The sequence below is a fragment of the Pseudomonas sp. NFPP12 genome, from assembly GCF_900103205.1.
Lineage (GTDB): Bacteria > Pseudomonadota > Gammaproteobacteria > Pseudomonadales > Pseudomonadaceae > Aquipseudomonas > Aquipseudomonas protegens.
The window spans coordinates 545819-557123 of the sequence record NZ_FMWW01000003.1; the positions used below are offsets into that span (position 1 = coordinate 545819).

Annotated in this window: 11 protein-coding genes; 3 read left to right on the forward strand and 8 right to left on the reverse strand. The window is 62.4% G+C overall.

The genetic code is table 11. The features are described 5' to 3' along the window. Positions 1–57: 57 nt before the first annotated feature. The 8 genes from pdxJ to lptF all read right to left on the reverse strand — a co-directional run bounded on the left by pdxJ (position 58) and on the right by lptF (position 8463). Positions 58–804: a pyridoxine 5'-phosphate synthase gene (pdxJ, locus tag BLS75_RS15305; RefSeq protein ID WP_011059424.1), complete on the reverse strand. Its 747-nt coding sequence runs from the start codon at positions 802–804 to the stop codon at positions 58–60. 49 nt (positions 805–853) lie between these two features. Continuing rightward, positions 854–1543, reverse strand: coding sequence for a DNA repair protein RecO (recO, locus tag BLS75_RS15310; RefSeq protein ID WP_011059423.1), 690 nt, complete (start codon positions 1541–1543; stop codon positions 854–856). Positions 1544–1661: 118 nt separating this feature from the next. Then, positions 1662–2564, reverse strand: a complete 903-nt coding sequence (gene era, locus BLS75_RS15315) for a GTPase Era (protein WP_019094760.1) — start codon at positions 2562–2564, stop codon at positions 1662–1664. After that, positions 2557–3246 carry a ribonuclease III gene (gene rnc, locus BLS75_RS15320; protein WP_011059421.1) on the reverse strand — a complete coding sequence of 230 codons (690 nt, stop codon included), beginning with the start codon at positions 3244–3246 and terminating at the stop codon, positions 2557–2559. The genes era and rnc overlap by 8 nt, the downstream gene beginning before the upstream one ends. A gap of 216 nt (positions 3247–3462) precedes the next feature. After that, entirely contained in the window at positions 3463–4317 is an 855-nt protein-coding gene (gene lepB / locus BLS75_RS15325) for a signal peptidase I (protein WP_011059420.1), read from the reverse strand. Positions 4318–4322: 5 nt separating this feature from the next. Further along, the gene (gene lepA / locus BLS75_RS15330; RefSeq protein WP_011059419.1) at positions 4323–6122 is read right to left on the reverse strand and encodes a translation elongation factor 4; all 1800 of its coding nucleotides are present in this window, start codon (positions 6120–6122) and stop codon (positions 4323–4325) included. 168 nt (positions 6123–6290) lie between these two features. Continuing rightward, positions 6291–7352, reverse strand: a complete 1062-nt coding sequence (gene lptG, locus BLS75_RS15335) for an LPS export ABC transporter permease LptG (protein ID WP_011059418.1) — start codon at positions 7350–7352, stop codon at positions 6291–6293. Further along, positions 7345–8463, reverse strand: coding sequence for an LPS export ABC transporter permease LptF (gene lptF / locus BLS75_RS15340; RefSeq protein WP_072443082.1), 1119 nt, complete (start codon positions 8461–8463; stop codon positions 7345–7347). The genes lptG and lptF overlap by 8 nt, the downstream gene beginning before the upstream one ends. 306 nt (positions 8464–8769) lie before the next feature. On the opposite strand from lptF, the gene BLS75_RS15345 reads away from it, so the two are divergent. From BLS75_RS15345 to BLS75_RS15355, 3 genes are read left to right on the forward strand one after another with little or no spacing between them, the layout of a single operon-like run. Further along, positions 8770–10260: a leucyl aminopeptidase gene (locus BLS75_RS15345; protein WP_065364580.1), complete on the forward strand. Its 1491-nt coding sequence runs from the start codon at positions 8770–8772 to the stop codon at positions 10258–10260. Positions 10261–10320: 60 nt separating this feature from the next. Next, positions 10321–10749: a DNA polymerase III subunit chi gene (locus BLS75_RS15350; protein WP_015634262.1), complete on the forward strand. Its 429-nt coding sequence runs from the start codon at positions 10321–10323 to the stop codon at positions 10747–10749. 7 nt (positions 10750–10756) lie between these two features. After that, a complete protein-coding gene (locus tag BLS75_RS15355) occupies positions 10757–11200 on the forward strand; it encodes a DNA polymerase III subunit chi (RefSeq protein WP_072451208.1) in 444 nt (147 codons plus the stop codon). The last annotated feature ends 105 nt before the right edge of the window (positions 11201–11305 follow it).

An 11305-nucleotide genomic window follows, 5' to 3' on the forward strand; every position in this document is an offset into this window, starting at 1 on the left:
CCGGCCAGCCGGCTCCTACGCAGGTTGTGCAGGAACCGGCTGGCCGGCGAAGGCGATTCAGGCCTTGGCCGCAGCCGCCAGGATCAAGGCCTTCATCTCAGCCACCGCACCTTTGAAACCGACAAACAGAGCGTGGGCCACCAGGGCATGGCCGATGTTCAGCTCGTTGATGCCCTTGATCGCCGCCACCGCCTCGACGTTGTGGTAATGCAGGCCATGGCCGGCGTTGACGATCAGCCCCTGGGCCAGGCCAACAGCAACGCCGTCGACGATACGCTGCAGCTCCTCGGCCACTTCACTGGGCGTCTGGGCATCGGCATAACGCCCGGTGTGCAGTTCGATGGCCGGCGCGCCGACCCGCTTGGAGGCCTCGATCTGACGCTCGTCGGCGTCGATGAAAAGGGACACTTCGGAACCGATTTTCGACAGCCGCTCTACCGCCGCCTTGATCCGCGCCTCCTGCCCCGCCACATCCAGGCCGCCTTCGGTGGTGAGCTCCTGGCGGGTTTCCGGCACCAGGCAGATATGTGCCGGACGGATACGCTCGGCAAAAGCCATCATCTCTTCGGTGACGCCCATTTCGAAGTTCATGCGGGTCTGCAGCACGTCCTTGAGCAGCAGCACGTCGCGCTCCTGGATATGCCGGCGATCTTCGCGCAGGTGCACGGTGATGCCGTCGGCGCCCGCCTCTTCCGCGTCCAGCGCTGCCTTGACCGGGTCCGGGTAACGGGTGCCCCGTGCCTGGCGCAGGGTGGCAACGTGGTCGATGTTCACGCCAAGAAGAATGCGATTGCTGGTGGTCACGGAAGCGCTCCTGAATAAATGAAGATTCGGCGCACAGCATACGGGGAGACTAAGGCTTGCGAAACAACTCGCGACTGACCAGGGGCCGGCCGCCCAGGTGCACCGCCAGGGCCTGACGCATCAGGCGCTTGGCCGCAGACAGCGCGCCGGGAGCGCTCCAGTCGGCATCGGCCATGGCCAGCAACTCGGTGCCATTGAACAGTCCCGGCTGCAGCAGGAACACCTGCTCCAGCCCGGCATCCACCTGTAGGCGGTACAGGCCGTCTGCAGCGATGGGGGCGCCATGGATGTCGCTGTCCAGGGCAAAGCCGTAGCCCAGGTCATCCAGCAGGCGCCACTCAAAGGCCCGCAGCAGAGGCTCCAGGGGACGGCCTTCGGCCAGGGCCAGCAGCGTGGCAGCGTAGTGGTCGAATACCGCAGGATGGGGATCTTCCGCCGGCAGCAGGCGAATCAACAGCTCGTTCAGATAGAGGCCGCTGAACAAGGCCTCGCCATTGAGCCAGGCGGCAATGCCAGCACTTTCCATGCGCCCGACGTTCTTCAGTTCGCCACGGCCGCGAAACTCGACCTCCAGGGGCACGAAGGGCCGCGCCAGGGTCCCGGCCTTGCCCCGCGCATTGCGCAGGACAGCACGCAGGCGACCTTGGGGGGTAAGAAAATCCACCAGGGCACTGCTTTCGCGGTAGGCGCGGCTGTGCAGGACGTAGGCGAGTTGGCCGACTGGGGCGTTGCTGGACATGGTTGCGGGGGATCTCAGGGGAAGAGAGGGAACCGGGTCCGGAGAAGGGGTTGCAGCTGTTCGCCGGCAAGCCGGCTCCTACAGGAAGGTGCAGGAGCCGGCTTGCCGGCGAAGTGCATCAGAGGTCGCCGTAGCCCAGGGAGCGCAGGGCGCGTTCGTCGTCGGACCAGCCGCCCTTGACCTTGACCCAGAGGTTGAGCATGACCTTGGAATCGAACAGCAGCTCCATGTCCTTGCGCGCCTCCATGCCGATGCGCTTGATCCGCTCACCCTTGTCGCCAATGATGATTTTCTTCTGGCCGTCGCGCTCGACGAGGATCAAGGCATGGATATGCAGGGTCTTGCCCTGCTGCTTGAACTCTTCGATTTCCACGGTGATCTGGTAGGGCAGCTCGGCACCGAGCTGGCGCATGATTTTTTCCCGCACCAGTTCGGCGGCGAGGAAGCGGCTGCTGCGGTCGGTGATCTGGTCTTCCGGGAAGAAGTGGTCGTTCTCCGGCAGGTGCTTGGCGATCAGGCCTTCCAGGGCTTCGAGGTTGTGGCCCTGCTGGGCGGAGACTGGCACGATCTCGGCGTTCGGCAGTTGCTCCTGCAGCCAGGTCAGGTGCGGCATCAGCTCGGCCTTGTCCTCGATGCGATCGGTCTTGTTGATCGCCAGGATTACCGGGCCCTGCACGTACTGCACACGCTCCAGCACCAGTTGGTCTTCGTCGGTCCACTTGGTGCGATCGACCACGAAGATCACCACGTCGACGTCTTTCAACGCCGCCGAAGCGGTCTTGTTCATGTAGCGGTTCAGCGCCTTCTCGTTGCTCTTGTGCATACCGGGGGTATCGACGTAGATCGCCTGGATGGCGCCTTCGGTCTTGATCCCGAGCATGTTGTGACGAGTGGTCTGGGGCTTGCGCGAGGTGATCGCCAGCTTCTGGCCGAGGATGTGGTTGAGCAGCGTCGACTTGCCCACGTTGGGGCGGCCGACGATGGCGACATAGCCACAGCGTGTTGCAGTTGAATCAGTCATGGCCATTCTCCACGCCCAGGGCAATCAGTGCTGCGGCGGCCGCTACCTGTTCGGCAATACGGCGGCTCACACCCTGACCTCGGCTTTTTTCATTCAATAAGGTGACTTCACATTCAACGAAGAATGTCCGGCAATGCGGTTCGCCCTGGATATCCACCACTTCATAGCGTGGCAGTTCGCAGGCGCGGGACTGGAGGAATTCCTGCAGCCGGGTCTTGGGGTCCTTGTTGGTGTCCACCAGGGTCAGGCTCTCGAACTCCGAGGCCAGCCAGGACAGCACGCGGTCACGGGCAGTCTCCATGCCGGCGTCCAGGTAGATCGCACCAATCAGGGCCTCCAGGGCATCGGCAAGGATCGACTCACGACGGAAACCGCCGCTCTTCAATTCGCCGGAGCCCAGGCGCAGGTACTCGCCCAGGTCGAAACCACGGGCCAGCACCGCCAGTGTTTCACCTTTCACCAGACGCGCGCGCAAACGCGACAACTGGCCTTCGCGGGCCTGGGGAAAGCGCTCGAACAGCGCCTCGCCGGCAACGAAGTTGAGAATGGCGTCACCGAGAAACTCCAGGCGTTCGTTGTTGCGCCCGGCAAAGCTGCGGTGAGTGAGGGCCAGCAGCATCAGCTCCTGGTCTTTGAAGGAATAACCGAGCTGACGCTCGAGACGGCTCAAAGAAACGCTCACGGTTTACCCACGCTGGTTTCGTTGCCGAAACTCGCCATCCCAGGGGCCGCGCACGAGGTGCGGGTGGCAATTAACGCTGTGTTCAAATTTACATCCTGAATATCGTTGACTGCATGCTTCTGGCGATAAGGCTGTTACGGGTCGCCCAAGGGCAAGGCCGTTTTATACAAGAGCCAGAAAAGCATTCGGCGCTGTGTTCAACAGCGCCGCGTGTGATTACTTGATCAGGCCAACCCGCGAGAAATTCGGCAGGTGGCTGAGTTTCGGTTCGGGCCAGCTCATCCAGACTGCGAAGGCCTTGCCGACGATATTCTTGTCGGGAACCATGCCCAGCAGGTCCTTGGGAATACTTGGATCGTCCCAGTAGCGACTGTCGTTAGAGTTGTCGCGGTTGTCGCCCATCATGAAGTAGTGCCCGGCCGGCACCACCCAGCGACCGTCCGGGGTCGCCCGGTAACGGCTCATTTCCTTGCGGATCAAGTGCTCGGCGGCGCCCAGTTTTTCCTTGTACAGCTCGGCGCTGCCCAAGGTGCCGGGTTCAGCCCCCACCAGTTGCTCCGCCACCGGCTGACCGTTGACGAACAGGTGCTTGTCGCTGGTGTAGCGCACTTCATCACCCGGCAGGCCGACCACACGCTTGATGTAGTTGACGTTCGGATCGCTTGGGTAGCGGAACACCATCACATCGCCGCGCTGCGGATCACCGACTTCGATGACCTTCTTGTCGATCACCGGCAAGCGGATCCCGTAGGAAAACTTGTTCACCAGGATGAAGTCGCCCACATCCAGGGTCGGCTTCATCGAGCCCGATGGAATCTGGAACGGCTCCACCAGGAACGAACGCAGCACCAGGACGATGAACAGCACCGGAAAGAACGACTTGCCGTATTCAACCAGCAGCGGCTCTTTGCTCAGTTTCTCGACCACCACCCCGTCCGGCTGGCTGACGCTGCCCTGATAGTTGGCAATGGCGGCACGCCGGCGCGGTGCCAGGAACACCAGGTCGAGCAACGCCAAGAGACCGCAAACGAAGACAGCGATGACCAGCAACAGCGGGAAATTTAGTGACATAGGACCTAACTATCCAACCTGAGCACGGCAAGGAAGGCTTCTTGTGGAATTTCCACGTTGCCCACTTGCTTCATGCGTTTCTTACCGGCCTTCTGCTTTTCCAACAGCTTGCGCTTACGGCTAACGTCGCCGCCGTAGCATTTGGCCAGTACGTTCTTTCTGAGTGCCTTGACGGTTGTCCGCGCCACAATCTGCCCGCCAATGGCGGCCTGGATTGCCACGTCAAACATCTGCCGAGGAATCAGTTCTTTCATCTTTTCGGTCAGCGCACGCCCCTTGTAGTGGGCGTTGTCACGGTGCACGATCAACGCCAGGGCGTCGACCTTCTCACCGTTGATCAGCACATCCAGTTTCACCAGATTAGCCGACTGGTAACGATCGAAATGGTAATCCAGCGAAGCATAGCCGCGGCTGGTGGATTTCAGGCGGTCGAAGAAGTCCAGGACCACTTCGTTCATCGGCAGGTCGTAGGTCACCTGGACCTGGCTGCCGAGGAACAGCATGTCGTGCTGTACGCCGCGCTTCTCGATGCACAGGGTTATGACGTTGCCCAGGTGCTCTTGCGGCACAAGAATATTGGCCCGCACGATCGGCTCGCGCATGTCTTCGATCGCCGACAGATCCGGAAGCTTGGACGGGTTGTCGACGTAGATCGTTTCACCGTTCTTCAGTTGCAGCTCGAAGATTACCGTCGGTGCGGTGGTGATCAGGTCCAGGTCGTACTCGCGCTCCAGGCGCTCCTGGATGATCTCCATGTGCAGCATGCCGAGGAACCCGCAGCGGAAGCCGAAGCCCAGGGCGTCGGAGCTTTCCGGGGTGTACTGCAGCGACGAGTCGTTGAGGGTGAGCTTCTGCAACGCTTCGCGGAAATCCTCGAAGTCGTCGGAGCTGACCGGGAACAGACCGGCGTAAACCTGCGGCTGGATGCGCTTGAAACCCGGCAACACTTCAACGTCCGGGGTCGAGCTCAGGGTCAGGGTGTCACCCACGGGCGCGCCGTGAATGTCCTTGATGCCCGCGATGATGAAGCCCACTTCACCGGCCTTGAGGTCGGTGGTGGCGGTGTGTTTCGGGTTGAATACACCAACGCTGTCCACCAGGTGGATCTTGCCGGTGGACTTGACCAGGATCTTGTCGCCTTTCTTCACCCGGCCATGACGTACACGTACCAGGGACACGACGCCCAGGTAGTTGTCGAACCAGGAGTCGATGATCAGGGCTTGCAGCGGGTCTTCGATATTGCCGGTCGGTGCCGGAATGGTGGTCACCAGGCGCTCGAGCACCTCGTCCACGCCCAGGCCGGTCTTGGCGCTGCAGGTCACGGCGTCGGTGGCATCGATACCGATGATCTTCTCGATCTCTTCCTTGACCCGCTCCGGATCGGCCTGTGGCAGGTCGATCTTGTTCAGCACCGGCATCACTTCCAGGCCTTGCTCGATGGCGGTGTAGCAGTTGGCAACCGACTGGGCTTCGACGCCCTGGCCGGCGTCCACCACCAGCAATGCACCTTCACAGGCCGCCAGGGAACGGCTGACTTCGTAGGTGAAGTCCACGTGGCCCGGGGTATCAATGAAGTTCAGCTGGTAGGTAATGCCGTCGCGGGCCTTGTAATAGAGGGTGACGCTGTGGGCCTTGATGGTGATCCCGCGCTCACGCTCAAGGTCCATGGAATCCAGAACCTGGGCTTCCATTTCGCGCTCGGCCAGGCCGCCGCACATCTGGATGAAGCGATCGGCCAGAGTCGACTTGCCATGGTCAATGTGGGCGATGATGGAGAAATTGCGGATATGACTCAAATCACTCACGGATGAACACTCAAAAAGGCTGCAGGCATGGCCCGCCGAAAAATAGCCGGGAATTGTACCTGATACTCGGCACAAGCGTCACGCTCGCCTGTCAGCGTTTGTCAAATGCAAAAACGCCCCGATCCAAGGACCGGGGCGTTACGTCAAGACCCTGGCAAAGCCGCGGAATCAGCCGGCCCGGCGCAACAGCCAGACGCCCGCCACCGCGCAGATACCCGCAGGCACCAGCACCGCGAACAACGGCGAAAAGCCAAATACCAGGCTCGAAGGGCCCAGCAGATCCTGGGCGATGCGGAAGGTGAAACCCACCAGTACGCCGGTGAATACCCGCTGACCCAGGGTCACCGAACGCAGCGGACCGAAAATGAAGGAAATGGCCATCAATACCAGCGCCGCCGTCACCAGCGGCTGCAGGACCTTGACCCAGAACGCCAGCCAGTAGCGACCGTTGTTCAGGCCCTGGTCGGCCAGGTAGTGGATGTAGCCCCACAGGCCGCTGATGGACAGGGATTCCGGCGCCATCACCACGGTGCTCAGCAGTTGCGGGCTCAAGGCCACATCCCAACGTTCGCCGGGCACGCTGATGACTTCGGTATGACCGTCGCGGAAGTAGGTGGTGGTGACATCCGTCAGCTGCCAGTAGTCCTCGTGGAAACGGGCCTGGCGGGCGAAGCTCGACGACAGCATGTGGCGCTGGTCATCGAAGTGGTAGCGGGTCACGCCATAGAGCAGGCCATTGGGCTGCACTGCGTTGATATGGATGAATTCATCGCCCTGGCGGTGCCACAGGCCGTGCTTGGAACTCTGGGCATCGCCGGAACCCTGGGCCAGGGCCCGACTGGCCTGGGCCTGGGTCTCGGTGGCCGGCGCTACGTATTCACCCACCAGCACGCCCACCAGCATCAGCACCAGCATGGGCTTCATGACCGCCCAGACAATACGGCCCACCGATACACCGGCCGCGCGCATGATGGTCAACTCGCTGTTACTGGCCAGGCTGCCAAGGCCGATCAGGCAGCCGATCAGGCCTGCCATCGGCAGCATTTCATAGACCCGACGCGGCGCAGTGAGGGCCACGTAGCTCATTACATCCACCACGGTATACGTTTCGTTGACAGCCCCCATCTCATCGATGAAGGCAAACAGCGAGGCCAGCCCGAGGATGATCCCCAGGACCGCCAGGATAGCCATGAACACACTGCTACCGATGTAGCGATCGAGCTTAACCACGAGCCATCTCCTTCACGCTGCGACGACTCGCCATTTTCAAGCGCATCGGCTCCCAATACATCAGGCCGAGGCCAATCAACAGAAACAGTAGGTGCACCCACCACAGCCCCAAGGCCGGGGAAATCTTGCCCTTCTCCATTGCACCGCGCACGGCGATCAGGATGGTCAGGTAGGCCATGTACAGCAGGATCGCCGGGATCAGCTTGAGGAAGCGGCCCTGGCGCGGGTTGACCCGGGACAACGGCACCGCCATCAAGGTCACGATAAACACCAGCAATGGCAGGGACAGGCGCCATTGCAGCTCGGCACGGGCTCGCAGGTCATCCTTGCCGATCAGGTCAGCGGTGGGCATGGCATCGCGATCGGTGACTTCGTCGCTGACGTCCGGACGCTCCAGCAAAACACCGTAGGTGTCGTACTTGATCACCCGGTAGTTGGCCTCGCCCGGGTTGCCGTCATAGCGATAGCCGTTTTCCAGGATCAGGTAGCGATTGCCGTCGGGGCGAATGTCCTGATGGCCCTTCTCGGCCACCAGCACCGAAATGCCCTCGTCCTTTTTCTGCTGGCCCAGGCGTTTCTCGGAAATGAACACGCCGCCCAGGTTGGTTCGGTCTTCGGACAACTGCTCGGTGTAGGTGACCCGGGTACCGTCGTTGAGCGCCTGGAAGCGCCCCGCCACCAGCGTGTCGAACTCGGTCAGGGCATCCTGCTTGTTCAGCAACAGCTGGAACTGGTTGGCACCCTGGGGCGCCAGGCTCAGGCTCAGCCAGGCCACCAGCAGGGCCACCAGGGCCGCCGGGATCATGGTTATGCCCAACAGGCGTTGCTGGCTCATGCCGGTGGCCGACAGCACGGTCATCTCGCTTTCGAGATAGAGCCGGCCGTAAGCCAGGAGAATGCCGAGGAACAGCCCCAGGGGCAGGATCAGTTGCAAGAAGCCCGGTAGGCGAAACCCCATGATCAGGAACAGCGAGCCCGGATCCAGGGCCCCCGAGGCGGCTTGCGCGAGGAACTTGACGAAGCGCCCGCTCATGATGATGACCAGCAATACCGCGCTCACGGCACTCAGGGTCAGCAGGATTTCGCGGGACAGATAACGAAAGACGATCAAACCAGACACTCCAGGGTTGTCAGGCTAAGGCGGCCGAACAAGCAAACGTATCGAGCCGGCCCCAGACGCAGGGCCGCCGAAAAAAGATGGCGCATTATCCTGTGATTGCGTGCGCCTGTCACGGAGGATGCTCACCCAGCGCTCTAATGCGCCGAAACTGGCCCATGCGAGGGTTGTCAGCCGCGACCGGCGAGGTTCAAACTGGTGGCTTTGTCGTCGGCAGCATGCGGCGTCTTCTTCTATATAGATAAGCTTGGCGCAGGACAGCTTCCTGCGCTCTTTGACCATTTATTCAGGGACCCAGACATGGAACTGGTTGTAAAAAGCGTTAGCCCGGAAACGTTGAAGACCGCCACCCTGGTGGTCGCCGTCGGCGAAGGCCGCAAACTCGGCAGCGTTGCCAAGCAACTCGACGAACTCAGCGGCGGCGCCATCAGCGCCGTACTCAAACGCGGCGACCTGGCCGGCAAGGTCGGCCAGAGCCTGCTGTTGCACGGCGTGGCCAAGCTCAAGGCCGAGCGGGTGCTGCTGGTAGGCACCGGCAAGGACGGCGAACTGGGCGACCGCCCGTTCCGCAAGATCATCAGCGGCGTGCTCACCACCCTCAAGGGCCTGGGCGGCAGCGACGCCGTGCTGGCGCTGGATGAAGTCGTGGTCAAGGGCCGCGACAGCTACGGCAAGACCCGCCTGCTGGCGGAAACCCTGGTGGACGGTGGTTATGTCTTCGACCGCTACAAGAGCCAGAAGGCCGAGCCCCGCGCCCTGAAGAAAATCACCCTGCTGACCATCAAGGCCGCCGAAGCCGAAGTCCAGCGCGGCGTGACCCATGCCCAGGCCATCGCCAACGGCATGGCCTTTACCCGCGACCTGGGCAACCTGCCGCCGAACGTCTGCCACCCGACCTTCCTCGGCGAACAGGCCAAGGCCCTGGGCAAGGAGTTCAAGGGCCTGAAGGTCGAGGTCCTCGACGAGAAGAAGATCAAGGAACTGGGCATGGGCTCGTTCTATGCCGTGGGCCAGGGCAGCGACCAGCCGCCACGCCTGATCGTCATGCAGTACAACGGCGGCAAGAAGTCCGAGAAGCCGTTCGCCCTGGTGGGCAAGGGCATCACTTTCGACACCGGCGGCATCAGCCTCAAGCCGGGCGCCGGCATGGATGAAATGAAGTACGACATGGGCGGCGCCGCCAGCGTATTCGGCACCCTGCGCGCCGTGCTGGAGCTGAAGCTGCCGATCAACCTGGTGTGCATCCTGGCCTGCGCCGAGAACATGCCCAGCGGTGGCGCCGCGCGCCCTGGCGACATCGTCACCACCATGAGCGGGCAGACCGTGGAGATCCTCAACACCGACGCCGAAGGCCGCCTGGTGCTGTGCGATGCCCTGACCTACTCCGAGCGCTTCAAGCCACAGGCCGTGATCGATATTGCCACCCTCACCGGTGCCTGCGTGGTCGCCCTGGGCGCCCATACTTCGGGCCTGCTGGGCAACAACGACGAACTGATCGGCCAACTGCTCAGCGCCGGCCAGCAAGCCGACGACCGCGCCTGGCAACTGCCGTTGTTCGACGAGTACCAGGAGCAACTGGACAGCCCGTTCGCCGACATCGCCAACATCGGCGGGCCAAAGGCCGGCACCATCACCGCCGCCTGCTTCCTCTCGCGCTTCACCAAGAACCTCAACTGGGCGCACCTGGACATCGCCGGCACTGCCTGGACCAGCGGTGGCAAGGACAAGGGCGCCACTGGCCGTCCCGTCCCCCTGCTGACCCAATACCTGCTGGACCGCGCCAAAGCCTGAAAACCATGACCGCAGGGGGCGCCGCATGAAGGCGGCGCCCTCCTCGGCTCAGGAAGCCCAATGACCAAAGTCGACTTCTATATTCTTCCCAGCGCGGACCCTGCGGCGCGCCTGGATTTTGCCTGCAAGCTCACCGACAAGGCCTGGCGCATGGGCCACCGCATCTACCTGCATTGCAGCGATGCAGAGCAACGGGACGAGCTCGATGCCCGCCTGTGGCGCTTCAAGGGCGAAACCTTCGTCCCCCACGGCCCGGCGGAAAGCGAACCCGAAAGCCTGATCGTCCTCGGCCTCGGCCAGGACCCCGGCCCCCACAATGACCTGCTGGTGAACCTGGACCTGAAAGTGCCGGCCTTCGCCCCGCGTTTTGCCCGGATTGCCGAGGTGGTGGTGGAGGACCCCGCTATTCGTCAGGCGGCCCGCGAGAGTTTCCGTTTCTATCGCGAACAGGGCTATCCTCTGCAAGATCACCGTTTACAGCGACTCTGAGCACCCGATGGACACTCCCAATCCGCTGCAAAAGCCCGCGCACCTGCTGGATGACCTCGAGTCGATCCGTAAACTGCTCGGCGATGAAAACCTGCAACCGCCACTGCTGACCGAGACCGTCAGCAGCGAAGTACAGATCCCCCTGCTGTTCGACATGGTGGGCAACCAGCAGCCGGCCGCTGCCCAAGCCGCCCCTGCCGCACCCGCGCCGGCTCAAGCGGCAACACCCGCTCCAGCACCTGCAGCGGCGGCCCCCGTCGCCAAGCCTGCCACCGCCAGCAACAACGCCGATGCCTTGCTGCACCTGGACAGCGAACTGCGCGCCGCCGCACAACTGATCATGCAGGACGTGATCGACGACTTCGCGCCGCATATCGAAACCGAGATCAAGCGTCGCCTCGACGCCCGCCTGGAACGCCTGCTCGCAGCGACCACCAGCGGCAAACCATAAGCCACACGCAAAAGCCGGGCCGGGCCATCTTGTCGCTTGCCGCTGGTGGCTTGCTGCCGCCCCCCTCCGCTATACTTCCCGGCTTTTCCTGAATAGATGCCAATA

Coding starts and splice junctions, on each gene's coding strand:
- recO (WP_011059423.1), bottom strand. CDS start 1,543: ATGTCCAGCAACGCCCCAGTCGGCCAACTCGCCTACGTCCTGCACAGC.
- era (WP_019094760.1), bottom strand. CDS start 2,564: ATGACTGATTCAACTGCAACACGCTGTGGCTATGTCGCCATCGTCGGC.
- lepB (WP_011059420.1), bottom strand. CDS start 4,317: ATGTCACTAAATTTCCCGCTGTTGCTGGTCATCGCTGTCTTCGTTTGC.
- BLS75_RS15345 (WP_065364580.1), top strand. CDS start 8,770: ATGGAACTGGTTGTAAAAAGCGTTAGCCCGGAAACGTTGAAGACCGCC.
- BLS75_RS15350 (WP_015634262.1), top strand. CDS start 10,321: ATGACCAAAGTCGACTTCTATATTCTTCCCAGCGCGGACCCTGCGGCG.
- BLS75_RS15355 (WP_072451208.1), top strand. CDS start 10,757: ATGGACACTCCCAATCCGCTGCAAAAGCCCGCGCACCTGCTGGATGAC.